This is a genomic window from Ignisphaera sp., assembly GCA_038735125.1.
Taxonomy (GTDB): Archaea; Thermoproteota; Thermoprotei_A; order Sulfolobales; family Ignisphaeraceae; genus Ignisphaera.
The window spans coordinates 1-24,092 of the sequence record JAVYNU010000004.1; the positions used below are offsets into that span (position 1 = coordinate 1).

Genomic DNA, 24,092 nt, shown 5'->3' on the forward strand with positions numbered 1-24,092 from the left:
AACAGAGAGAATAGATCTTGTAGTGCCATGCATAACAGCTGTGGGTGCCCCAATAGAGCCGCTGATAATTACTAGAGAAGAATTTGAGAAATTAAAAGAGAAAAGAAATCCAGTTGTAGTAGAAGCGCTAAGCAGTGGAGTACCAATAATGAGTTAACAAAATAGAACGAGATTAGATAAATATCTAACAAAACTTTTGGTTGGCTAATAGTCTTCGCTGTTAGAATTCCTGGTTCAACTTCCTTCTCCTAATGTTCTTCTCTTACACATATAGATCCAATAGACATAGTGTAAATAGGTTCGATACACATCATGAAAGATAAAGAGATTATAACTATAAACTATCTACAGCTATTTGATGATACAGCAATGTGAATGCTACAATAGGAAACATCTGCTAGGCTTAAGCGATGATTTAATAAAGCTTGTTGACAAGCCTATAAGACTGCATGTATATAGTTTGAGTAGTGATATTTTGAAGGCTTTATGGGATTATTGTTAGGTATGTAAGCAAATTCAGTTAATTGACAAAGCTTTAAATAAACTCTTTGAGTTTGTTAAAGTGAAGAGGGTGTATACATGCAAAACTTGAAAAGCTTGAGAACACTCCAAGACAATTATTAGATAAAGCATGGATATATGTAATAAAATGACGGTAACACTTAACACAATAGATCATAGAAGAAGCTAGAAAATTCTTGAATCCTATGATAAAAGCGATTTTGAATTAATTGCAACAAAGCTTGCTAGTATAGCTGTTAACAAGTAGTGTGAAACAACAATCAGCATAAGAGATAGACCTAGCATAAATAGGTGTATAGCCGCATGACAAAACGCTTCTATGATACTTTTTCAATGTGGTGAATAGGCATATATATCTTTAATTTTCGTTTTAATATCTATCAATTTTTATTACACGTGAAGTAACTTTAAAAGTTAATCTAAATTCTAATTAACATTAAAACATTAGTGATGATAATAATTTATAATCATCTATAGCATCTAACAATAAACACTATACAGTAATAAAAATACAGCTCATTACCATAAATTAATGCACATCAAAATGTTTATAGCTATAACTATTTTAATTAAAATATAAATATAGGTACAAAAGATATTTTATACTAGGGTGTCCACATTATGGGTGAGGTAAAAGCCCCTGCTATGCGTTGGGTAATACTAGGTGTGCTGGTATTAGCATTTATGTGTGCATTTGCCTATGCATTTGCTATAACAACACCTTCTGCTGTGATACTAGGTAAGGTATTCAACTTGACTGATGTAGAGGTAGGATATCTAATGATGGCCTTATCGATTGCAGCTGCTATAATGTCGCTGCCTTCAGGCATTATAACTGATAAATGGGGGGTTAGAAGGGCTGGTATGTTAGCAATGGCTCTTCTAACAGTTGGCTGGCTGGTATCTGGTGTAGCCCCTAACTACCCTACTCTATTAGTTGGGAGAGCCATTGTTGGTTTAGGAGGAGTTCTTCTCAGCATCGTTGGACCGCCAGCACTAATTGGCTGGTTCCCGCCAAAAGAAATAGGCACTGCGATGGGTATATGGGCTGTTGCAATGCCACTAGGTCTAGCGTGGGAGATACCCTTTGCAGGATGGATTATGAGTACCTATGGTTGGCAAACAGGATATTTAATAGGAGCCATATTCTCTATCATCTTACTACTTCTCTACGCAGCCATTGTGAAGCCGGGTCCGCTACTGGCACCTCCACCTAAAGCTGAAGCTGGTGTAAAGCCAGTTAGAATGAGTGAAGTATTTAGAAATGCAGATGTTTGGAAGTTCAGCTTATCAGTATTCTTCACAATTATCACATTCCAATCTGTTATGACATATTATGCTAGGTGGCTTATTAGCGCAAAAGGTGTTGAAGAAGGTACTGCATATTTCCTCGCCGGCTTAATAGGTCTGATGGGAATTATTGCAGCGCCATTCTCTGGATGGCTTTCTGATAGACTTGGCGGAAGAAGAAAACTCGTTTACCTTCTCGGAGTAATACTATTGATAATACCGCTAATAGCTCTTCCATATGCTCCAGCTGAGCTACTGATACTTGTGACAATATTGCTTGGATTCTTCACATTCGTAATACCTCCACATATGTTCTCAATACCAACACTAATAGTTAGACCAGAGCTTGCAGGTCTATCGCTAGGAATAACAATAACATTCTTCTACATTGCCGGGATAATTGGAGTGCCACTTGCAGGCACAATATTTGAATCCTATGGCTTTGCAGCAACAACACTATTCCTTGTTGTATGCAACTTGATAGCAGCCGCGTTGGCCGTGCTTGTCAAAGCAAAGTAATTCAATTGCATATATTTTTTATCATTTATTATAATAAATTTTTTGTATAGCAAAACATGACGAAATATGTTTAAGTCTCCAAATTCGGGCATAGACCTAGGAATCTCATGAAACTGAGGCAAAGGATGAGACTACATTCCATATTTCTAGCGTACAACTAGCAACAAATTTATTATGTTAAAAAAATATAGAGGGCTGAGACATATACTCTCCCGCTAAGCTAAAAGGTTGTGCTTAGGGTGTATGATATGAAGTTTGCCTTTTTATCTATGTCGAGAACCAAAGATTTGGGAAAGAGGGTTGCTATAATTGGTGCCGGGCCTGCGGGCCTCTCAGTTACTGGCTACTTAGTTACTAGGGGCTTCGAAGTCGATGTTTATGAGAAATTGCCCCTACCCGGCGGCTTAATGACTTTTGCCATTCCAAGCAACAAAATAGATGTTAACGGTATTTTGGAAGGATGTAAAGATTTAGAGCAAAACTTTGGTGTAAAGTTCTACTTTAAAACAAAAGTTGCTTCTGGTAGAGGTGTAGAAACAGGTGATGAATTTGTCGAAAAAGTTATAGACTTCTATGATATTATCAAAAAATATGATGCCGTAGTAGTTGCAACAGGTACATGGGAAAGCAAAAAGCTTAACATACCTGGTGAAAATGCGGCAAATGTTATACCAGCACTAGAGCTTCTCTACAGGATCAGACTTTCAGAGCTTGGCTATACATCAAACATTAAATTGCCGAATAGAGTTATTATTGTAGGTGGCGGTCTTAGTGCTGTTGATGCTGTTGAAGAATGCTTGAATAGAGGTGTAAAAGAAGTCTACTGGATCTATAGAAGAACAGCAAAAGAAGCTCCGGCAGGTATCTACAACATAAATAGGCTCGTAAATCGCGGTGTAAAGTTCCTTGAATTAACGCAACCTATAGAAATACTAACCGAAAATAATGTTGTAAAAGCTGTTAAGCTTGTTAAAATGAAATTTGAAGGTACTGATGAATCGGGTAGACCAAAACCAGTCCCAGTTCCTGGGTCGGAATTTGTTCTTGAAACAGATATGGTTATAACTGCTATTGGTGAGAAGCCTACCCCACCAATTGGTGTTGGTGATTTAGCTAAGTATGTAGGAGATGATGGGAGGCTGTTAGTGGATTTAAGCTATAGGGTTCCTGGTACAAGCGTTTTTGCTGCAGGAGATGTTGTTCAAGGCCCTACAAAAATAGGTTTAGCAGTTGACCATGGTTTAAAAGTTGCTAGATCTCTCGATAAGCTTGTCTCTGGCTCAGCTCCAAAAATAGCGGAGATGATAGCATCTTTACCTAAAGCACGGTATATAGCCAGCTATACTAAGTGGGCCGACGCCATAGGTAAATCTACTTGTGGATTTCTGGCCACAAGGTTAGGTATTGAGGAGGGTAAATGTTTGTCTGGAAAGCCATTCCTAAAGATAATTGATTACAATAAATGTATTGGGTGTGAAACCTGTAGCGCTATTTGCGGTTTTCTCCACGACGGAAAACCTCTAATAAAAATTGAGAAAACAGAAGATGGTGTTGTAATTCCGATAACATGTATGCATTGCACTAATGCAAAATGTGCTGAGGCGTGTAAACGAAAAGCAATTGTTAGAGGATCTATGAAAGAGGTGTTGATCGACTATTCAAAGTGTAATAACTGTCTAGATTGTGTCTATGCGTGCCCCATACGTGCGATAAGGATTAGAGGTGGAAGAGCAGTTAATTGTGATCTATGCAAAGCATTACGAGAGCATGGATTACCTCCTGCTTGCATATCTATGTGTCCAAGCAATGCAATAATGTTATACGCTACATAGAATAGAGGCTTATAAAACTAATTTTAATTCTCAATTATTTTCTGTATTTATGAAAACAAAGAAAAGAAATATTTTTAAGTCTCTGAAGAGTGTTCTACTTAATAGGAGTGGAATCTGTGAGAAGAGTAAGCCCAATAATTCCAACAAATCAATTAGAAGTAAACTTGGGTACGCCAAATCTTGCAATAATTGATATACGTCCTCCTCAAGAATATCTAGAAGGTCACATTCCCGGATCTATAAACATACCCTTCGATCCATTCAATTCTGATTGGGCTGTAACAAGAGATGATTTGATTCTAGAACTTCCACCTCCGGAACAGCTTTTCCAGACAATAGGCAAAGCTGGGATAACCTCTGAGTCTATAGTTGTTGTGGTTAACAAAGTGGATACAGCATACAATAGAGCTGATGCTACAAGAGTTGCTGTAGAGCTTATCTATGCTGGTATAGATAATGTTGCTGTATTAGATGGGGGTATCAATAAATGGGTTAAAGAGGAAAGACCGCTAACAAAAGAAGTACCAAAAGTCTCTCCCACGCAGTATAAAGGTGTGTTGAGGAAAGACATATTTGTGTCGAAACAGTATGTTCTTGAAAGAATTGGCAAGTCTACGATAATCGATGCCAGGCTTCCTGAAGTATATTTCGGTGTGACTGTAGAGCCTTGGGGGCCTGTACCAGGTCATATACCAACAGCAAAGAATCTTCCAACTCCATGGCTGTGGACCGATGAAGGTCTTTTCAAACCAGTTGAGGTACTGAAACAGATGGTAGAATCTGTCGCAGGCGTGGATAGAGATAAGGAGATAATTGTGTATTGCGGTGTTGGAGGTTATGCATCTGCTTTGTGGTATGTGATGACGCAAATTCTCGGATATACAGATGTTAAGATATATGACGGTGCTTGGCAAGAGTGGGTTAAAGAGCCGAGAGGACCTATATCAGTATTTAAGTGGGAGTAACTAAAACATAAAATAAAAATAATTTGTTTTTATAAATTCATGTCTATTCTCTAACTATTTTTGTAAGCTCTCTGTATAGCTCTATTTCTTCTAGCATCTTCATAACTCTTTCTCTATATTCAGCCTCTCTTTGCCAGTAAGATTTCTTTCTAGGTTTCTTATGCAGAACCTCTTTGTAGTACTTCCATATACATTCTTCTATGTTAAGTTTATCCAGCTCCTCAACTGTTAGTTCAAGAGGATCTTTATCTAGGCACCCAGGAATCATTTCATTATCACCTCTATGGTACTCCCTCCCATGCAAGTGGATGCATAATTTGGTCAGGATCTAAAACGCTCTTTATCTTCTTCACAACCTCCATATACGTTGGTATGACTCCCACTTCACCTGTTCTCGCAACACCGTATTTAGCATCGAATCTTAATCCTAGCTTTACAAGTGCTCTGTTTAGTCTTGGAGCAAATCTGGGGCCTATTTCTTTTATTAATCTTGGATCTGTTGGGTGGCCTGCTATCATAAGCTCGAACATTGCATAGTGGGCATCCTCAACAGGGTATACTATTGCACCTCTTTTGTATTTAACATCCCCTTCATCAGGATCTTTGAGAACAGGCTCCGTTGCATATAGTAGCGTTAACATCTTGAAGTATCTCGGATAGGCGTAGAGAGGTGCAAGTATCATACCGGCCGGGGCACCTACTGTGCCTGGATAAGACCAGTACTTAATTGTGTACTCAGAGTATAGAGATGCAGACATATTTAGTTGTGCGTCTTCAAACATTTGATAGAATGGCAGCTTATCTGTTATTATTCTTCCGCCATACTTCTCGGTTATCTCTCTCACCCTCTTCTCTTCATAGTCTGCCCATCTCTTTGTACCTTGCACGGTTAACATCAGCATCCACTCTGGATTAACTCTATCAATGATATCAACAGCATCTGGCGAATCTGCAAAGTACTGGGTATACTTGAACCCTGTATACATCGCTGTTCCTGTACACAGTTCATTTTTCGCAACCTCTTCTAGAGCTAGTGTAGCTGCATCAACATTGTTGAAGGCTGGCTGGAAAACTCTGACTTCCTCGTCAAGTGGATGGGTTCTTAAGGCAACTTTTGTAACTATACCCAGAGTTCCCTGTGCCATTCTCGGAATATGTCCTAGGTCAGGTCCTGGTCCGTGAGGCCATAAGGGTCTTGGATTCTCATAGTTTGCTAAGCTTCCTGTTCTCAGTATTGTTCCATCTGGCAATACCATCTCATATCCAACAATCTGTCTATTCACAAATCCTAATCTTGCATTAGCCTTATTTGTTATTCCATGGGTGAAGTGAGAGCCTATGTAGAATGTTGAGCATGCACCTGGCTGGTGAATGAACATCCTTCTTTTGAGAAGTTCTGTTTGGAGCTTGAATATTGGGCACCCAGCTTCGACTACCGCTACCATGTTATCTTCATCAATAAGCAGTATGCTGTCCATTCTGCTGACATCAACTATTATACCTCCAGTTCTCGGTATATGCCAGCTAAACTGGCTTCCAGTAGAACCCACAGGGACTACAGGTATTTTGAATTGGCGGGCAACCCTGACTATTGCTCGAACTTCTTCAACTGTTCGAGGTAGAACAACTATAAATGGGGAGTACGACTTCCAGTTAAATTTGAGGTAAGCCGCATAGTCTTTAGAATATCCAATAGTGATTGCAGGGTCGTCCGAAACCCACTCTGGCCCTACGATATCCACTAGGACTTGCTTTACCCTGGCCAAGACATCTGGATCTATGTAGATGTTGTTACTTTCTTCATGTGGGGATCTTAGAACTGAGGTCATATCCGGACACCTTAAACAAGAGCCTTATCTATAAGCTCTATCAGGTTATACACCTCAACACCAAATTCATTAGCAACTGCTTTAAATGATCTGACACAGGATGGACATGTCGTCACTATATATTTTCCACCTACTGCGACAGCTTCTTCAACTCTTCTCCTAGCTGTAACCTTGTTGAGCTTTGGAAACGTGAATTCAACACCTCCTCCAGCACCACAGCAATAGGTGTTTAGTCTATTCCTAAACATCTCAACAACCTCTACACCGATAAGCTTCAAAATTTCTCTTGGGGAATCCCATACAGGGAATGGCATGATATGTCTCGTTAAATTGCATGGATCGTGGTACACCACCTTCATGTTAAGTTTTCTTAGCTTTGCTGACTCTTTCTCTAATAGCGGTAATATAAGGTCTGTGATGAACTTAACCTCGAATGGAAGCTCGATATTGGCATCTCTAACCTCCTTTATGAATGTTCTATAGTCATGGGGGTCGAGGAACACAACAGTTTTTGCACCTGCATCTGCAAGAGCTTTCGCATTGTGCCCTAGGAACTCAAGGCCATCGTCGTAGAGGCCTGCTCTAAAGAGGAGATAGCCACTGTGCCACTCATCTTCATAGAGATACCCAACCTCAACACCTAGCTTATGAAGTATTCTCAGTACGGCTTGGGCTACATATGGAGCTCTATAGCTGTATACATCACCCACAAACAGCATCGTATCTGCTTTCCTAGGTAGCGATACACCTGGGGGTATCCAAGAAGCTCTCTTCTCCAGAGGTTCACCATATGGATTTCTGAATTTCTTCAAGCTCTCTACAATAGGCTTCCAATACTCTGGAAGACCAACCTCTTTGACGTAGTGCTCCTTCATTATCTCCATAATGGTTAGGGGATAGACCCTCATCGCATTTTCGCACCAGAACTCGCAGTGGCCACAATCTGTACAGGTGTATAGTATATGCTCAATTGTTTTGCTCCATGTAATCCTACCTTCGAGAATACCCCTCGCAATCTCAACAGTGCCTTCAGCATAGTATGCCGCAAATCCAAATGTTTCGCCTCTCGGGCATTGGCTAACAAATCTGTGATCTCTTGCATCTGGGGCAAACACGAATCTGCAGTACTTACACTTATTGCATAGAATTGTAAGGTCGTACATTTCTCTAAGTTCTCTTTTTCTAAAGGCTGGGTATCTCCAGATTACTTTCCCACTACGAGGGGTTGAGGCTTGAGAAGTTTGAGTCATATCCCACACTCAAGAAACTCATTCTTCTATTCTTAGTTTTGTGGGATTCATGATGTTGTTTGGATCTAGAGTTCTCTTAATCTTCATCAAGACCTCGTAGTATACTTGGCTTCTGCTGTACATAAGCTTAGCAAGCACTCCATAAGGCCTGCTATAGAATGCCCCTAGTTTTAACAGCTCTTCAGCTGTTTCATAGTATAGCTCTTTCACTCTTGCTACTTCCACACCCTCTAAACTTCTATTGAACACCACATTGCATGCAACAACACCGATCCTATCTGTGGGTACAATGGTTACTCCCAGCTGCTCCATGGGAAAACCATATTTCTTGCATAGTGCTTCGAGAGCCTTATACATAGCTGGTATATCTTTTAAAGAGCATATGAAGGGTAGAAGAGTTCTAGCACCTCTGAACTTAGAGTACTTAATCCAGCCACTTGGATACGAGACTTCCTGCAAGAACCTCTCTTTCGCTTTTGGAATATCTGGTAGCTCATCTAAGAGTCTTAATCCGTGTTTTCCTAGCTTCTCAGTTAAGTCAGCTAGCATAACCTCTATGCCATCTCTTCGACCTCTTAATGAGAATGCTATAAGCCACCTTGGCAACTTTGACATCAAATCTAAGGCTTTTTTCTCGTAGCCAGGGCTTTCCTCTGCAAAGAATAGAGCTGCATCAACGTTATTGAATATCACCATATCTCTTGGGTATCTAAGCCACATAATCTCTCTAACAATTTTATGAAGATCCTTCTCATCATTTACAGCTACGAAAAGTGCTTCAACACTTTCACCAATAGGCTTAAGCTTGACCCACCCCTGCGTAACTATACCTAGAGTGCCTTGCGACTGATACCATATATAGTTCATGAGCCCTGCATATGGAGATGCGTGAGAGTGTACATAAGGCCACTTAATCTGTGGAAAAGCCTGTTGACCAGTTTTCAAGAGCTCTCCTGTTGGAAGCACAAGAGTCATTGTTGTTAGAATTTCTTCGCTGTAGTATACCCAGCCATATAGAGGAGCGAGATCGAGATAGGTTGAAAGAGCCGAACTTGATTTAGGCAGTTCAGCGGGTGTTAGAACTCTAAGTCCATACTTTGATACATGTTGCTGCAGCTGCTCAAATGTTACACCAGCTTGTATAGATGCCATAGCGGCTCTTGCATCTACATCTAGTATCCTATTCATTCTTCTGAGATCTACTATAACACCTCCTGGCGCTGGTATTGTGCCACCCAAGTTATTTGTTCCACCAGAAAGCGGTGTTACAGGTACTAGATATTTATTAGCATATTCAATTATTTCCTGAACTTCGTCTGTAGATTCAGGTCTTATGATGGTCTCAGGTTTTACAGGTTTTACAAAGCTGTGGTCCTTAGAGTATTTCTCAAGCTCCTTCTCATCTGTGATAACATTGTTATTGCCAACAATTTTGGCTGCCATTTCTACGAACTTATCTAGGCCACCCATACCTCCTACCCCTACCACCATCTAACTATGACAACCTTTCTGTCAGTGAAGAAGTCTACTGTATCAATCTGTGGATGATGACTACCAACACCAGCTAATCTTTTGCCGCCAAATGGGAACCATGCAACTGGCGCAGCAATGCCTATGTTGATTCCGACATTGCCTACATATGCTCTGTGCATAAACTCTCTGGCTGCTTTGCCACTGCTTGTAAATATTGCCGCGCTGTGGTGATACTTGTTGTTGTTTATCCATTCGATGGCTTCATCAAGACTCTTAGCCCTTATGAGGTTGGCTACAGGTCCAAATACCTCCTCTCTAGCAACAGTCATATCCGGCGTAACGTCTTCGAGTATTGTTGGCCCGAGGTAGAACCCTTCTGGATATTCTGGATGCCTAAAGTTCCTTCCATCGAGCACCACCTTAGCTCCCTCATTAATACCCTTCTCAATCATCTTTATAACGTTGTCCCTGTACTTCTTGCTCGCCATGGGACCCATATCAACTGTCTCATCTAGTCCGTGGCCAATCCTCAGCACTTTTGTGGCTTCTACAAATGCATTTTTGAACTTGTTGTAGAATGCATCATCCCCAACTACAACAATGTTCTGTATCGCTAGGCACCTCTGCCCCGCGTTTCCAAATTTCGAGTCTCTTAGGGTCGCAACAGTTCTCTCTAGGTTGCAGTCAGGCATCACAACTGCATAGTTAGATGCACTCCCACCTCCTAGGAACCTCTTTCCGTGTGCTGCCGACAGCTCGTAGAGTCTTAGAGCAGCAGAACTAGTGCCAACAAATGCGGTGCCCTCTACAAGCTTGTGTGTGACGAGATATTCTCCAACTTCGTGTCCTGTGTATATCAGGTTCAAAACTCCAGGTGGTAGTGCTTCTGCTAAGAGCTCAAGTACATATGCCATTGGTATCGGGGTTACGCTACTAACTTTCACAACAACTGTGTCTCCCAGTGCTAAAGCAAATGGTATGAACCAGAACGGTATCATTATCGGGAAGTTGTAGGGGCTGATGATAGCAAAGACTCCTAGAGGCTCTCTAATCAGTATCTCATCAATGTCTCTAGCGATATCTCTTTGGAACTCGCCTTTTGATAAGGTGTATATTGTCGATATAGCTGCTTCAATATTTTCAATGCTTCTCCTCAGATCTCCTCTTGACTCCTTAATAGTTTTGCCATGATTTTGAGTGTTTACCCTAGAGAGTGACTCCCTATACTCATCAAAGATGTACTTCATTTTGAAGATGTACTGAGCTCTTTCAGGAACAGACAGCCTACTCCAAGACTTGAAAGCTTCATAAGCAGCTTCAACAGCCTCATCAACAACATTCTTAGTTACTTGTGGAACCTCTCCTATAACCCTTCCAGTTCCAGGATCATATACCGGTAAATATCCCTCTACCTCGGGTTCAACCCATCTACCATTTATGAATGCTTTAAGCTTTCCATAGTGTTGTCTTGGGGGTTCAAGCAAGGGCATGCCTAACACCACCTCATAGACGTTCCAATAAATCCCAGACTTCTGGATCACTTTCAGCAAGCTCCTGAATCTTACCTATAATACCGAAGACCGTTATCCAATCACTAAGACCTATGCTAGAATCGTACTCAACATTATTTCTCTTATCTGCCAAAGCATATACAACCCTCTCTTTCCCAAGAGCCATATCCTTAAATACGTCTAGAGGCATAGAAACCCTCAAACAGGGATTAACAGCCTTTCTTGACTCAACCCTAAAGCTTCTATCATCGTTAATACGAACTGTAAACACAAAGCGCTCTGGCACCTCAAGCTCCACAACATCGCGTCCAACAAGCCTTGTAACATTATAGCCTTTTGCTTTTGACCATCCTGTTGGATCCATAGCCAGATTCGGCGGTGGATATGGTCCAGGGCCTGGATATGGTGTAGGTCCGCCAGAAAACGTTGTCACTGGTTTAAGTCTCCGCTTAAGAATGTCATCTCTGTTCAAAGACTCTTCATACTTTTTCAAAAATGTTTCTAGTAAGGGGTTCAAGTCCACAACCCTAGGTACTATATTATATGTGTAACCTGTATAAATATTTTTCTGTTACAAATGAACAACAATTGGTATAGAAGCACATATTTATGTTTATTGATAAGAGGTTTAGGTCAGAATGCTGGGTAAAAACAAGGTGAAGGAAAAATACTTAACTTCAATTCTAATTTACAATTTTAACTTCCACTCACCCAGCTGTAGAACTATATCCGATTTTTCAAGTTTCCCCGTAGCACTCAAAACCACATCTCCATAATATGATAACGTTATTTCTATCACCCTTTTTTCTGCTGGTTTTAGTCTTATTTTCTCACTATGAAGAGATTTATTGTCTGGGGTCTTGATATCTACTGCTATAACAGCACCCTCGCTACAACTGTTTGTGATCTCGATTGGTATTACAGGTTGATCTACAGTATCGTACCAGACACTTTTAACTACGAAGTTTATACAAGACTGTGTTTGTGCTACCAAGTATTTTCACCTAGCCTCCTGATGCCATGGGCTGGATAATTATTTTATCGCCATCCTTTATTAGTTTATTTGGAGATACCTCTATAACTCCGTTAATCACCACAAAAATATCTCTTTGGAGAAAAAGTTGATACAAGACCTTGCTCAGCTCTTCACCTATGGATGATGGCAGAATCTTTTGAAAAAGATCTTCTAATCTGATCTCTGTAATATTGTCTATCTCAAGCCACATATATCTTTTCCCAACTTTTTCAGCTACAAACCAGCCAAACTCGATAAGTATCCTCATATTTTTGCATTCACCCAGGTAGCTTGCCCAGTCTCTCTAGCTCGTCAGCAACATCCTTAAGCCCAAGCTCCTCTAACTTCTTTCTTGTTGGCAGACCCATCTTGACATCCCAGCCTCTCGCAGCATAGTAGTCATTGAGAAGCTTATCTAACTCGAATATCTGACCTTTTGCAGGCATTCTCAGGAATGGTTCTTTTAGGAATCTCTCTGGCAATGTATCATCTTTTCTTGAGAACCCTTCTCTTGCATTAAAGGCTCTTTCAAGGTTAACAATTCTTTCTCCTACTAGTAGCAAATATTTGACATCTTTAAATGTCTCAATACCTGTTGCTACATAAAGCATCTTTGCAGCTAGATCTAAGGGGACCATACCGTTAGATACCGGAAACTGGCAGAACCCTAAAGCCTCATATGTAGCAAGTTCGTCTTGAACTCTCTTAGCTAGCTCTCCCTTACCCTCAACTGCAAATGGATCGACCTTCTCTGGGAAGCCTAGAATCTCATGACCAACCCACCCATACATGTGGCTTGCCCCAATGTTAGAAGTTGCAAAATTAAGTCCATGTGCTTTAGCTGCTCTTGGATCATATGCAGGTATTTCGAGACCTTTAACTTGCATAGAGTATCTTTCTGCACCACGACCAATGATTTCAGCTGCTCTCTTTGTTCCTTCAGCAAGAATATTCCCTATACCCTCTCTTAAGGCTATCTTCCTTATTAGCTCAATCGCAGGTTCTGGGTCACCCCATCTTGGTTCAAGACCGTCTAGCTCACTTTTTGTCAGAATACCTTTTTCATAGAGTTCGTATACAAATGCTATTGTAGAGCCTGTCGAGATTGTATCAAGACCATACAAATCGCAAAGCATGTTAGCATACATTATAGCCTCTAGGTTTGTTACACCTAATGCACCTCCAAATGACCATTGGGTTTCATACTCCGGCTTATCCCATATGATGCCAGCAAAAGGTCCTTTAGATGTCTTGAAGTATTGCCAGCACTCCATAGCGCAATTATAACAGCCCCTAGTTTTCACCACATATGTTGCTAAAATCTCGGGTTTGAATCTCTCAACATTTTCGAGTTCTAGCTGTTTGAAGTTATACGTCGGGAAGTGGCCTAGGGTGTAGAATAGGTATACAATTCCATCTGTACCAAGACTTCTGAAAGCCTGGAATGCTGGATTTTTGTGGTATAGGTCTAGTTGTTCTTCAGCTAGCTTCTCAAACTCGTCTTCGTTATACAGCTCTGGTCTGCCAGTTCCTCTAATAACTATTGCCTTAAGGTTTTTAGAGCCCATAACAGCTCCTCCACCACCCCTACCGGCACTTCTACTTTCACCAGTTTGAATTGATGCAAATTTGACTAACTTTTCGCCAGCTGGGCCTATGACAACAAGCTTAGCCTCTTTATCAGTCTCACCAAGGAGAACCTCTGCAGCATGTGTTGTTAACGCCCCCCATACATGGGAAGCATCTCTAAACTCCACAGATTCATCGCTTATCCATAAATACGTTGGCTTATCAGCCTTACCTTCAACAACAATGGCATCATAACCTGCGAACTTCATCTCAGCACCGAAGTTTCCTCCACAAACACTTCTAAAATATGTCCCTGTTAACGGAGACTTGAACGTCACAAAGAATTTGCTTGCACTTTGCGCACCAGTACCTGCTAGTGGACCTACTGAGAATATCAACAAATTTTCTGGAGACAAGGGATCAGTACCAGGTTTCACGTGATCCCACAATAATTTGGCTCCAAAGCCTCTTCCACCAATGAAATTGGTTATCAAGTCTTTTGGAGTTTCAACAATTTTAGATGTCTTTGTTGACAGATTCACCCAAAGAATCTTTCCTGCATACCCATATATTTTACTCTCAGACATTTACCCACCAATACATATGCTGTTCCCCGGTTATATATATTTTTCTGCTTTTGTCACAGTCCTAAACAAACTACAACAGTTTAGATATATCAGTCCAATGCTTCTATTCTAAATAGTGCAATAAAAAATAAAAATTAAATTAATCGAATACTACAATTTGCCTACCAATTACCTTTCCTTTTTCTAAGGCCTCTAAAGCTTCTGTTGCCTCTTCTAGTTTCAGTCTTCTTGTAACTACCGCGCTATAGTTAACTAAGCCTTTTCTAGCCGCTCTAATAACCTCTATTTGGTCTCGTAATGTTCCTACAACACTTGACATAATCGCCTTCTCCGATGCTATAAATGGTACTAGAGGACCTATAGTAGCCTCTACACCCATCATGCCGACTAACATATATATACCTGTTTTTGCTAAAACATTGAGGTAGGTTCCAATTGTTTTAGCGTTTGCCACAAGATCTACAACAGCTTTTACACCTTTGCCTTTTGTAGCTTCCATAATAGCTTTAACAGGATCTGTTTTAGAAGCATTGACTGCAAAATCTAGTTTTGATATCTTATCTACGAAGCTTATGGCCTCATCTTTTACGTCAGCGCCTATAACGTTCACATGCCTTGCTAACGCTCTTAGCCACTGTACCTGGTAGCTTCCAAGCCCACCAAGACCAACAACAAGTACATAGTCATCTGGGTCTAGAAATGGCAAAATCTTTTTAGTGGCTCTATATGTTGTCAGCCCTGCGCATGCCAAAGGTGCTGCAGTTGGCAGATCCTCGAGCCCCTCAACATCAACTAAGAATCTGTAGTCCTGTACAAGGAAGTATTCGCGTAACCCGCCTTCTGCTGTTACACCAAGGTGTAGAGGACGATCATTTAGGTGTGTAAGACCTTTAATAACCCACTCATCTTCTTCTGCCCATCCCCATGCATATACAAGAACCTTCTCTCCGATCTTCACATTATCGGGTACTCTGTCTCCTTTAGCAACAACCTCTCCGACAATCTCGTGAGAAATTACAAATGGTAGTTTTGGAGGAAGCCCCCCTGAAGCCCAATCGCCTTTCCAAATATGTACATCTGTATGGCATATACCTGCACTTATCACCTTTACGAGAACCTGCCTATCCTTAGGCTCTGGCGTAGGAACCTCTTCTATGACAAGAGGCTTACCAAATTCTTTTACAATTGCTACCTTGTGTCTGTTTTTCATAGCAGGCACCAAATCACCCGCTATATACTGGTTTACACAGTTATATATAGCTTTATGAGCATAATATGGCGATTCGTTGGTCTATTGCGAAGAACTGTATTTTTGACCATGGTATAAAGTGAGTAATAAAACAGTAAAGTTTATAAATAGTAGCAAGTCAACTCTCATTTAGGGTGAATAAAACGGGTGTATTCGCTATAGATGGCTATATTGAGAAAAATAAGGCTATAGCCTTCTGGATAGTGTTCTTCACCACCGCTATAGGAACGTGGCTATTCCCCTTCATAACAGCATTGTTCATTATAGATCCGTTGCAGCCGATATGGTGGAGCATAGCTTGTGGCACTATTAATACAATAGCAACTATATGGTGGATCCAAGCATCTAGTAGAAAACCTAAAGGGTGATTATGATGCTAGGCACAATAATATTTATCATTATTGTGGCTATTGTATTAGCTATTGGAGCCTATGGCTATAAAATCTCTAAGAAAACAGTCCAAGACTATGCAATAGCTGGTGGCACTCTCGGATATGTTGTTATGGCGGCAAATGCTGCTGCAACGCTTGTCAGTACTGGAACTATGATGGGCTTCATGGGCTCAATGTATCTAATGGGCCTCCCCTACTTCACATATCTAATGATGCCCATATGGCATATGGCTATGCTCATGTTGTTCCTAGGCTCAAGATTTATAGCAGCAAGAGAGGTATACGGCCATTACTCGCCCATTCACACCCTACATCAAAGATACGGCTCTAGGGTATTTACACTTATTCTAGCCATACTATGGTTCTTTACATGTGCCATATATGCTGCAATGCAATTCACGGGTGTTGCTACATTAATAGAAGCTATTGTAGGTATACCATTTATCTGGGCGGCGATAGTTGCTACCATAATTACTGTGGTATACATTCTCTTAGGTGGTTATAGAGCTGTGGCTTGGACTAATGTAGTCTGGGTTGTACTATACTTCCTAGGTTTTTGGATACCAGCAATAACCCTCTTCACAAACTACAGCGTTTTTGATCTTGCTCCAAAGGTGGATCCAAAGGCATTTACGCTAAGCGGCTTTGTAAACTATAGTGCACCCCTACTCCTCTGGACAAATATTGTGAATATGTGGTCTGGACTGGGATTCATATGGTCGTTCTACAGCATTATGGGTAGCAGAAACCTTAAAATAGCAAAGGTGTCATCGCTGTTTGGTTGGCTAAACTACGTAATTCTGATTACCCCTAGCTTCGCTATAGCCACTATATATGGAAGAGCTCTTCTATCACCATCTCAGTTACCAAGAGTTGACCTAGTATTCTATAAACTTATAGAAATATATTTAAGTGCGACATTAACGCTACCATATGCCATAGCTATTGTAGCTGCAGGAATCAGCACTGCTGCAACACTTCTTCTACTCCAAGGTGTTATAATAGAGTCTGGCATTGTGAATCTTGGTCTTGGTATAAAACTTAGTCAGAAAGCAAGAATTAATATAACTAGGCTTGGTGCAATTGCAGGCGCTTTAACAGGACTGTTAATTGCATTAGTGTTGAAGCTACCTGTTGGTTTAATATTCTCATATGCTATGGCTTTCATGGGATTCACAGTTCCTGCTGTGCTAGGAGGTCTTTTCTGGAAGAAGTCCAATACAACATCAGCTGTTCTAAGCATGGTTGCAGGGGTTCTGGTCTACATAATAGGAATGTTCGTGAAATATCCTGTTCCAGGTAACCCAACAAGATTTATAGTACCCCCAGAACTCCTCTACGGCTTCACAATATGTGCATTAGTATACCTGATAGCAACACCCCTAACAAAACATACCAAAAACGAAGATGTTGAAATGATAGACAAGCTCTCAGCATGGATAAAAGAGAACGCATAAATAATGTCTTTAATAATTTTCACTTAATTTTTTATTTAGATATCAATAAAAATTTAATTAATGAAAAAGAGATCACTCCATGAACCAAGTTGTTTAGCCTCCTCTACACAGAAGCTACTTAGCTTAATCATACAGGGAACAACTCATTAAATCAAGGTATATACATCACAAATCCCCTCAAGCAATATTTTAATTTTACTTAACACAACCCCCAGTAAAACTCACCCAGAATTATCTCCTTCTTCCTTTTAACATCTATCTTCTTAGTCTTTTTCCGTTCTCCTCCTACGAGCAGACCAAGAATTTTATCGACAACTTAAATGTCAGACTACAATGAGATAATTAGCTTCAGCAAAAACAAAGCTATAATATTACTATGCGCTTTAACAACTTATAGATAACTCTTCTCCTATAAATTTGGAGATAATACTTTGAATACCTACTGGAACTCCCCATCATTTTCTGATAGAAGCATTAAGCTGGATATTGGCTCCATTCTAGCTAGTCCGTAGGGTGCTACAACGGTCATTCTAACTATGTATAGTTCTGGCATTACCTGCATGTTTTTCTCTACAACAATTTTCTTGATAACTCTGTATAAGCCGAGTTCCCTTCGAGAAGCACTATCTTGGTCTTTGACATCTCCTTAACAATTATCTTAAGAATCTCTGTATCACAGCCTGATACATTTCAATAGCTCTGCTCATAATAAAGATGAGCCACAGGATTTATACTTACAAGAAGAGGCTTCCACCCGAGGTAAAGGAGGAGCTAGGTAACACTATTGGGGAATACGAGCATTACCTTGCCTGCCTTGAGGCATTTCCCTATTTCGAGAACTAATCAATGCCTTCTAAAGAGCCTACTAAGAAAATAGAGACATGGGAGCTAGAAGAACCAGAAGATAGGTATATAGCCATATCTGAGACAAGATTAGCTAATGGTCAGAATATATGTAGAATATTCTAGTGCTTAATCTTATTTTTAATCCTATTTCATCATTATGCAGCTATACCTATGCTGAAAATGATTAGGCTGTTGAAAAGTTTTGAAAATGACTTTCCAGCACAAGGTAATGCTTAACTATAATGAGATATGTGAGACATGAAAAGATATATATTAGCTTTCTTATAATCTGGCTTTAGTGTTGTGTGGTGGTGTTTTTGGGTAGTATAGTCTTTGGTGTTGATGTGCTTGACAAGTATTTTAAAAATGCTTTGGAGCCTCCAGCGACGATTGTTGTTGCTGGCCATCCAGGAGCTGGAAAAACAACGCTTGCATCAACTATTTGCTATGCAAACACTTTGAGGGGGTATAGATGCTTGTACATATCTTTTCAGGAGGACAAGGAGAAGCTTTTCAGGAATATGGCCGGGGTTGGAATGGATCTTCGATTAGCTGAGGAGAAGGGGCTGTTAACATTCACAAAACTCCCGATTGTTTTAGATGTTGAAAAAGTTGTTGAGCACATAAACAGTATTGTTATCGGCTTTAGCCCAACGATCATAGTTGTTGATTCTATCAACTCCATGCTGCTGGCTGTTTCAGACGAGTCTAAAAGGGCTTTGGCTACAGAACTACTTCTATGAGCTGACCAAGCAGATCAATGGTCTTGCTGTTTTAGTGGCTGAGCTTCCCTTTGGTGTTGATCAGCTTGGGCTTGGATCGCTCGAATTCGTAGCTGACGCTGTTGTTATTCTCAAGCATAGGATAGAGGATGGAAAGCTGGTTAGAATTATGGAGTTTAGAAAAATACGTGGCTCGCCACTAACACTAGCTGAGTTGCCGTTCGCAATAATACCCAATACCGGGTTGAAGATATACACACCAATTGTGTTAGAGGAGTTGCCTGCTGAAGGAGAGGCTGTTAAGAATCCATGTAAACTACTCGACACAACCATTGGCGTTGTTCGAAGGGGTCACATAATCCTCTTCCTCTATCCACTCTATGCAAGACCCCCAGATCTATTCCTGCTAATATATGGTTATATGCTGGTTAACAAAGCTAAGTCGCTTCTGATAAGCTTTAGGGCGTCACCTAAAACGATCCGCGATACCATCATCAATAGTGTGGCGCAGTTTGGGATACAGACTGGCTATGCAAAGAGTTTTGTTGATGAGAACATTGTTTTCAAAAGCTTTAACCCATACTCTCTCTCGTCATCTGAGCTTCTAGCACAGCTAATAGAGCTTGTAGAGCATACCAAACCAGATATGGTGATACTCCATGCACTAGACATTCTAGCGATATCGCTAGAGCCAAAGCATTTTCAGGTTATGTACAACCTTCTCAACTATCTAAAGAGCAAAAACATACTAACGATAATAGCATCAGCCGATGTCAACACAGATATTAGAACAGCGCTGATGAGACTATCAGATATTATAATAAGGTTTAGATACAGCCTTGTTAACGGTCTTTCAAAAAAGGTTTTCATTTGGAGAAGAGAAAAAGACCCATTCATAGCCACAGAAATGGAGTTGAGAAGTTGCAGAGACGAGATAGCCAGACTAGCCAAATAAAATTGAGGACAATCATAGAATTGCCTAGAGGTTACTCACGTATTTCAGCATTTTATTCCACTATTAGATGTGAACACGGCAACCATGGCTACTCCTTCGTATTCTGGTTTTTACATATGCTCAGAACCATTCTCTGAAAAGAGAATTGTGCATAAAAATGCTGAGACCTTGTATATAGTCTCTATGGGTAATCCATTATTAAACACTAATTATGTTATTCACATTGTTGCTTTATTATAGAGACTGTCATCCCCCAGAAGGTCATAGCCATTAAGTTGCCTGGCCTAAGAACAACCTTAGTCTTTCTATCCTTAGTAACTATGACAAGAGGATCTTCAGATTCGATAATGCATCCCCCATACTCTTTAGCCACACCAACCAGCTGCTCGGGCTGAAGCTTTTCAACCATATCCTTAACATTTTTACATGTTTCTTCATCAGATGCGTAAATCTCGTAAGCTACTACAACACCATTCTACTTACAGTCGACGACAAACACAAGGACAAACTCATTTTCACCCCACTTATGTTCGCATGAACCAAAATAAAAATTTGTTCTGATCATGCCCTGGACCACACTCTGCAATGGATGTTGCGATAGCCAAAAGATTTTTAACAATATTATGTTGGGGTAACAATTTCATAATTTTTGAAATAGTTTAATCTAAATAATTTTTAATCTTCTATGCCTAACAATGTATGTAAATCTATGAAGCGTGATAAACAGGTTGGTGATGTATTGTGAGGAGTGTTAGGGTTAGGGCTTATTGTAGCTCCGCTAATCTTGGGCCGGGTTTCGATGCCTTGGCAGTCGCACTCGATGCTTTTTATGATGAGGTTGAGGCCAGGGTCGAGAGTGGGGGGTCTGGAAAGATAGTTGTCGAAGAGGTTAGAGGCCCCTATGCAGAATATGTCAAGAATCCAACTACCGTCGTTGGTGTCTTCGAGGTTTTGAAGAATTATCTTGGCCATGAACTTGCAAGCAATGTTGATGTTGTTATCAAGCTTTTCAAGGGGGTTCCAATAGGTGTTGGTCTTGGAAGTAGTGGTGCATCTGCAGCCGCAACTATTGTTGCTTTATCAAATCTCTTCTCACTTGATCTTGGCCCAAGCGATCTTGCCTACATCGCTGGTCTTGCAGAGGGTTATGCCGCTGGCACACCTCACTTTGACAATGTTGCTGCTAGTGTTCTTGGAAAGCTTGTTGCTCTCGCTATTCTTGATAAAGGTCTTGCTGTGAAGAGAATTGATTTTGATGCCTGGTTCGCTATAGCAATGCCTACTAAGAACATTTTTGGAGAGGGGAAGACAAAGGCCATGAGAGAGGTTCTTCCAAAGACTATTGATCTACGCAAGGCAGTAGCTAATTGGAGTAGACTAGCAGTTATGGTGACATCTGCTATGCAAGGTGATCTAGAGACCTTTGGAAAATTGATGGAGTTAGACGAAGTAGTAGAACCAGCAAGAGCAAAGCTAATACCATGCTTCAACGAGGTTAAGGCAGCAGCAAAAAAGACTAATGGGCTAGGCGTTGCTATAAGTGGTGCAGGCCCAAGCATAATAGCACTAGCCAGAGATGAGAGCCACGCAAAGGAGATTGCCAATGCAATGGCAGAGGCATATTCGAAATGCGTTGAAGCTGTGGCTATAGTAACAAAAACTGCGCGGGGTGCTCACATACTATACTCCATAAGCAGATAAACTTACCGCGCAACAGCCTCCTATAGTGGGTGGTTAGAGTACCTGACTAAGGCCCCCAGCTAATCGTGGCTAAGATCTTTTTGATGTTTAGAGGAAAGATTTATATGGGTTGATGGTCAATAATATTTATTGAGAACATGAGCCTGCCTAGGCAATGGGAGCAATGCTCCGAGCCTAAGCGAGTTAAGCCTAGATGAGGCCCCGTGGCGTTGGGCTCGACAGCTATCCACGAGCCCGTGGAATGGGCTAGGAGATCCCTCTGGGCACGACCATGAAATTATATAAAATGTTTGAAATGAACGCCTAGGAAGAAACAGTGCTGCGAGACTAGGCTTCTCATCGCTCAATAGTTAACTTGGCTTGTAAGCTATTACATCTATCTCTATCCTAGCATTTCTCGGCAAGGCCGCTACCTGTATAGTTGTTCTTGCAGGTGGATTTGCTTTGAAATATTGGCTATATACCTCATTGAATTTATGAAAATCTTTTAGATCAACAAGATAGACTGTTACCTTAACAACATCTTCTAGTGTAAACCCAGCCTCTTCGAGAATAGCCTTGACATTTTCCAAAACCCTTCTCGTCTGAGACTCTATATCCCTATCAATAAGCTCGCCTGTTGTGGGGTCAATTGGTATCTGCCCAGAGACAAAAAGCCAGGGGCCAATCCTTATAGCCTGTGAATATGGGCCTATTGGCTTAGGCGCTTTCCCTGTATAGATAATCTGTTTCATTTTAGATACCACCTTCCTATTTACCAAATAAAATTAAAATTTATTCCCTAAAAAGCTTCTTGTATTTGTTCTACTGGAGCTATCATTGCTTTCTAGACGTATGCTTTATCAACAAAAGACTTGTGTACGGTCAGAAAAAGACTATATCAAATAATTGGGCATTCTACTCAATCTATCGGCAAAGTTAGAAGAGGTAATAGTGCAGACATCTTCATAATGGGTTTACAGCCCTTTGTGATTAAGGTTTAAGATAGGGTATGGTCGTGTATTGGAGAAGGATATTAGGATTATGGAGCTTGGCTATAGAGTAGGTTTTCCAATAAACTTAGAGGAATTCGAATTCAAGGAAATCCCAGATGAGGATATTATGAAAGCCGTCAAAGTGATCACAAAACCAGGTGAGACAATAAACAACATATAATAGAAAACTCCAAGCCTTCGACTAAAATAAATTTAACTATATTATTATGTTATTTTATTGCACATAAATTTCCTAGATGAAGCAGCGGAGGCTATGATAACCACAAAAAAATGCAGTAAATGCATATAATACACCTGGCATAAGCAGAGCCTCGATGTCTGTAATACTAATTATGCCATTGATGATAAACTCATAATCGGTTCTAGCCATAATTATTAACTAATACTAACTAATAACTAAAATTCTAAAAGATTTGCGTCTGCTATTCAATCGATATCTTTAAATAGTGTCTAAACATTTATTATGACAATTAGCGGGGAGGATAATGGCTGTTAGTAGAAGATTTTGTAGATCTAGAAAGGATAGGGTATTATGCGGTATTTGTGGTGGTCTCGGAAAATACTTTAATGTTGACTCAAATATTGTTAGGTTGATAACCATAGTCATCTCTCTTTTTGCACCAATACTAATACTTGGTTATGTCATAGTATGTCTTATAATACCTGAAGAAGATGAGAAAGGAGAGTGCAAAACATATGCCCCAAGCTTCACCACAGAGCCAGCGAAATCAGTTCTGATCATATTAGGTCTTGTGTTCATTTTTGTAGGTGTGCTCTTTATGCTATTCATTATCGCTGCAATCATAGCTTCTTTGAGCTCAATACGCATAAGAGAAAATATTGTGGTGTTGGTCGTAGCGAGCATTGTACTCTTGGCAATAGGTTTGATACTCATAGAACGCTCTAGACATAGCATTACGCAGCCACAATCTAATCACCTCTAAGCATCTCCCAAGCCATGTCAAGGATGCTATATAGATGATGATAGGTGATACACTAAGAGCATTATAGATGATCAACTAGTTCTTCTCAACGTTAAAACTATAAAAATTGAAAGTAATAAAAGTTTATATAGGTGTTCTTTGGTATGGAACTCCGAGAGATTTCATTTACGGTGTTTTATTTTGTTTGATTTAGAGTCATGGATCACAACATTTTTAACAGTTTCCATGGCTATTTACATTGTGTCTTTCTCTCTATACCTCATTAGAATCGTTAAAGGGCCTACAATACCAGATATGGTTATAAGTGTTGATGCACTTGGTTACGATCTTGCAGCATTTTTCGTTATTTTAAGTATTTTACTTAGATCTCCTATACTAATTATCTGCGCTATTGTTTTATCTCTATGGATATATGCTCTTGATATTTATATTGCAAAGTATTTAGAGTATAAAGAGTTTGGTGATTAAC

Annotated in this window: 24 protein-coding genes; 11 read left to right on the forward strand and 13 right to left on the reverse strand. The window is 40.3% G+C overall.

Annotated features, from left to right (window positions below; all coding sequences use genetic code 11):
- Positions 1-1,143 precede the first annotated feature (1,143 nt).
- The 3 genes from QW284_05505 (at position 1,144) to QW284_05515 (ending at position 5,128) form a co-directional block, all read left to right on the forward strand.
- On the forward strand, positions 1,144-2,331 hold the full coding sequence (locus QW284_05505; protein ID MEM0339121.1) for an MFS transporter: 1,188 nt from the start codon (positions 1,144-1,146) through the stop codon (positions 2,329-2,331).
- 248 nt (positions 2,332-2,579) lie between these two features.
- On the forward strand, positions 2,580-4,163 hold the full coding sequence (locus QW284_05510; GenBank protein MEM0339122.1) for an FAD-dependent oxidoreductase: 1,584 nt from the start codon (positions 2,580-2,582) through the stop codon (positions 4,161-4,163).
- A gap of 116 nt (positions 4,164-4,279) precedes the next feature.
- Positions 4,280-5,128: a sulfurtransferase gene (locus QW284_05515; protein MEM0339123.1), complete on the forward strand. Its 849-nt coding sequence runs from the start codon at positions 4,280-4,282 to the stop codon at positions 5,126-5,128.
- Positions 5,129-5,171: 43 nt separating this feature from the next.
- Here QW284_05515 and QW284_05520 read toward each other — a convergent pair whose 3' ends face one another.
- The 10 genes from QW284_05520 to QW284_05565 form a co-directional block, all read right to left on the reverse strand.
- Positions 5,172-5,396, reverse strand: coding sequence for a hypothetical protein (locus QW284_05520; GenBank protein MEM0339124.1), 225 nt, complete (start codon positions 5,394-5,396; stop codon positions 5,172-5,174).
- A 13-nt stretch (positions 5,397-5,409) separates the two neighbouring features.
- A complete protein-coding gene (locus QW284_05525; GenBank protein MEM0339125.1) occupies positions 5,410-6,957 on the reverse strand; it encodes an FAD-binding oxidoreductase in 1,548 nt (515 codons plus the stop codon).
- Positions 6,958-6,968: 11 nt separating this feature from the next.
- A complete protein-coding gene (locus QW284_05530) occupies positions 6,969-8,207 on the reverse strand; it encodes a (Fe-S)-binding protein (protein MEM0339126.1) in 1,239 nt (412 codons plus the stop codon).
- 18 nt (positions 8,208-8,225) lie between these two features.
- The gene (locus QW284_05535; GenBank protein MEM0339127.1) at positions 8,226-9,677 is read right to left on the reverse strand and encodes an FAD-binding oxidoreductase; all 1,452 of its coding nucleotides are present in this window, start codon (positions 9,675-9,677) and stop codon (positions 8,226-8,228) included.
- Positions 9,678-9,688: 11 nt separating this feature from the next.
- Positions 9,689-11,170, reverse strand: a complete 1,482-nt coding sequence (locus tag QW284_05540; GenBank protein MEM0339128.1) for a CoA-acylating methylmalonate-semialdehyde dehydrogenase — start codon at positions 11,168-11,170, stop codon at positions 9,689-9,691.
- Between the two features lie 13 nt (positions 11,171-11,183).
- Positions 11,184-11,708 (reverse strand): hypothetical protein, encoded by a 525-nt coding sequence (locus QW284_05545; protein MEM0339129.1) that lies wholly within the window; start codon positions 11,706-11,708, stop codon positions 11,184-11,186.
- A gap of 171 nt (positions 11,709-11,879) precedes the next feature.
- Positions 11,880-12,185, reverse strand: coding sequence for a hypothetical protein (locus tag QW284_05550; GenBank protein MEM0339130.1), 306 nt, complete (start codon positions 12,183-12,185; stop codon positions 11,880-11,882).
- Positions 12,186-12,195: 10 nt separating this feature from the next.
- On the reverse strand, positions 12,196-12,474 hold the full coding sequence (locus QW284_05555; protein ID MEM0339131.1) for a hypothetical protein: 279 nt from the start codon (positions 12,472-12,474) through the stop codon (positions 12,196-12,198).
- A gap of 10 nt (positions 12,475-12,484) precedes the next feature.
- The gene (locus tag QW284_05560; protein ID MEM0339132.1) at positions 12,485-14,362 is read right to left on the reverse strand and encodes an aldehyde ferredoxin oxidoreductase family protein; all 1,878 of its coding nucleotides are present in this window, start codon (positions 14,360-14,362) and stop codon (positions 12,485-12,487) included.
- Positions 14,363-14,501: 139 nt separating this feature from the next.
- Positions 14,502-15,572: an alcohol dehydrogenase catalytic domain-containing protein gene (locus tag QW284_05565; protein MEM0339133.1), complete on the reverse strand. Its 1,071-nt coding sequence runs from the start codon at positions 15,570-15,572 to the stop codon at positions 14,502-14,504.
- 173 nt (positions 15,573-15,745) lie between these two features.
- On the opposite strand from QW284_05565, the gene QW284_05570 reads away from it, so the two are divergent.
- Together QW284_05570 and QW284_05575 are read left to right on the forward strand one after the other, a co-directional pair.
- The gene (locus QW284_05570; protein MEM0339134.1) at positions 15,746-15,979 is read left to right on the forward strand and encodes a hypothetical protein; all 234 of its coding nucleotides are present in this window, start codon (positions 15,746-15,748) and stop codon (positions 15,977-15,979) included.
- A 5-nt stretch (positions 15,980-15,984) separates the two neighbouring features.
- Complete coding sequence (locus tag QW284_05575; protein ID MEM0339135.1) at positions 15,985-17,460, forward strand: hypothetical protein; 1,476 nt, start codon at positions 15,985-15,987, stop codon at positions 17,458-17,460.
- A gap of 439 nt (positions 17,461-17,899) precedes the next feature.
- Here QW284_05575 and QW284_05580 read toward each other — a convergent pair whose 3' ends face one another.
- A complete protein-coding gene (locus tag QW284_05580; protein MEM0339136.1) occupies positions 17,900-18,022 on the reverse strand; it encodes a hypothetical protein in 123 nt (40 codons plus the stop codon).
- A gap of 601 nt (positions 18,023-18,623) precedes the next feature.
- Between QW284_05580 and QW284_05585 the strand changes: the two genes are divergently transcribed.
- Together QW284_05585 and QW284_05590 are read left to right on the forward strand one after the other, a co-directional pair.
- Positions 18,624-19,049, forward strand: a complete 426-nt coding sequence (locus tag QW284_05585) for an ATPase domain-containing protein (protein MEM0339137.1) — start codon at positions 18,624-18,626, stop codon at positions 19,047-19,049.
- Positions 19,050-19,083: 34 nt separating this feature from the next.
- Positions 19,084-19,983 (forward strand): ATPase domain-containing protein, encoded by a 900-nt coding sequence (locus QW284_05590; protein ID MEM0339138.1) that lies wholly within the window; start codon positions 19,084-19,086, stop codon positions 19,981-19,983.
- Between the two features lie 214 nt (positions 19,984-20,197).
- Here the strand turns inward: QW284_05590 and QW284_05595 are convergent, their stop codons facing one another.
- Complete coding sequence (locus QW284_05595; GenBank protein ID MEM0339139.1) at positions 20,198-20,392, reverse strand: hypothetical protein; 195 nt, start codon at positions 20,390-20,392, stop codon at positions 20,198-20,200.
- Between the two features lie 332 nt (positions 20,393-20,724).
- On the opposite strand from QW284_05595, the gene QW284_05600 reads away from it, so the two are divergent.
- Complete coding sequence (locus QW284_05600; GenBank protein MEM0339140.1) at positions 20,725-21,684, forward strand: homoserine kinase; 960 nt, start codon at positions 20,725-20,727, stop codon at positions 21,682-21,684.
- 350 nt (positions 21,685-22,034) lie between these two features.
- Here QW284_05600 and QW284_05605 read toward each other — a convergent pair whose 3' ends face one another.
- The gene (locus tag QW284_05605; protein ID MEM0339141.1) at positions 22,035-22,418 is read right to left on the reverse strand and encodes a RidA family protein; all 384 of its coding nucleotides are present in this window, start codon (positions 22,416-22,418) and stop codon (positions 22,035-22,037) included.
- A 268-nt stretch (positions 22,419-22,686) separates the two neighbouring features.
- Between QW284_05605 and QW284_05610 the strand changes: the two genes are divergently transcribed.
- From QW284_05610 to QW284_05620, 3 genes are all read left to right on the forward strand, one after another.
- Complete coding sequence (locus QW284_05610) at positions 22,687-22,839, forward strand: hypothetical protein (protein ID MEM0339142.1); 153 nt, start codon at positions 22,687-22,689, stop codon at positions 22,837-22,839.
- A 325-nt stretch (positions 22,840-23,164) separates the two neighbouring features.
- Complete coding sequence (locus QW284_05615) at positions 23,165-23,623, forward strand: PspC domain-containing protein (GenBank protein ID MEM0339143.1); 459 nt, start codon at positions 23,165-23,167, stop codon at positions 23,621-23,623.
- Positions 23,624-23,803: 180 nt separating this feature from the next.
- On the forward strand, positions 23,804-24,091 hold the full coding sequence (locus tag QW284_05620) for a monovalent cation/H+ antiporter complex subunit F (GenBank protein MEM0339144.1): 288 nt from the start codon (positions 23,804-23,806) through the stop codon (positions 24,089-24,091).
- The last annotated feature ends 1 nt before the right edge of the window (position 24,092 follow it).

What these genes read in the sequence shown, in the direction of transcription:
- QW284_05505 (MEM0339121.1), top strand. Translation starts at nt 1,144, where the DNA reads ATGGGTGAGGTAAAAGCCCCTGCTATGCGTTGGGTAATACTAGGTGTG.
- QW284_05510 (MEM0339122.1), top strand. Translation starts at nt 2,580, where the DNA reads ATGAAGTTTGCCTTTTTATCTATGTCGAGAACCAAAGATTTGGGAAAG.
- QW284_05520 (MEM0339124.1), bottom strand. Translation starts at nt 5,396, where the DNA reads ATGATTCCTGGGTGCCTAGATAAAGATCCTCTTGAACTAACAGTTGAG.
- QW284_05525 (MEM0339125.1), bottom strand. Translation starts at nt 6,957, where the DNA reads ATGACCTCAGTTCTAAGATCCCCACATGAAGAAAGTAACAACATCTAC.
- QW284_05530 (MEM0339126.1), bottom strand. Translation starts at nt 8,207, where the DNA reads ATGACTCAAACTTCTCAAGCCTCAACCCCTCGTAGTGGGAAAGTAATC.
- QW284_05535 (MEM0339127.1), bottom strand. Translation starts at nt 9,677, where the DNA reads ATGGGTGGCCTAGATAAGTTCGTAGAAATGGCAGCCAAAATTGTTGGC.
- QW284_05540 (MEM0339128.1), bottom strand. Translation starts at nt 11,170, where the DNA reads ATGCCCTTGCTTGAACCCCCAAGACAACACTATGGAAAGCTTAAAGCA.
- QW284_05555 (MEM0339131.1), bottom strand. Translation starts at nt 12,474, where the DNA reads ATGAGGATACTTATCGAGTTTGGCTGGTTTGTAGCTGAAAAAGTTGGG.
- QW284_05560 (MEM0339132.1), bottom strand. Translation starts at nt 14,362, where the DNA reads ATGTCTGAGAGTAAAATATATGGGTATGCAGGAAAGATTCTTTGGGTG.
- QW284_05565 (MEM0339133.1), bottom strand. Translation starts at nt 15,572, where the DNA reads ATGAAAAACAGACACAAGGTAGCAATTGTAAAAGAATTTGGTAAGCCT.
- QW284_05575 (MEM0339135.1), top strand. Translation starts at nt 15,985, where the DNA reads ATGCTAGGCACAATAATATTTATCATTATTGTGGCTATTGTATTAGCT.
- QW284_05580 (MEM0339136.1), bottom strand. Translation starts at nt 18,022, where the DNA reads ATGCAGGTAATGCCAGAACTATACATAGTTAGAATGACCGTTGTAGCA.
- QW284_05595 (MEM0339139.1), bottom strand. Translation starts at nt 20,392, where the DNA reads ATGGTTGAAAAGCTTCAGCCCGAGCAGCTGGTTGGTGTGGCTAAAGAG.
- QW284_05605 (MEM0339141.1), bottom strand. Translation starts at nt 22,418, where the DNA reads ATGAAACAGATTATCTATACAGGGAAAGCGCCTAAGCCAATAGGCCCA.
- QW284_05615 (MEM0339143.1), top strand. Translation starts at nt 23,165, where the DNA reads ATGGCTGTTAGTAGAAGATTTTGTAGATCTAGAAAGGATAGGGTATTA.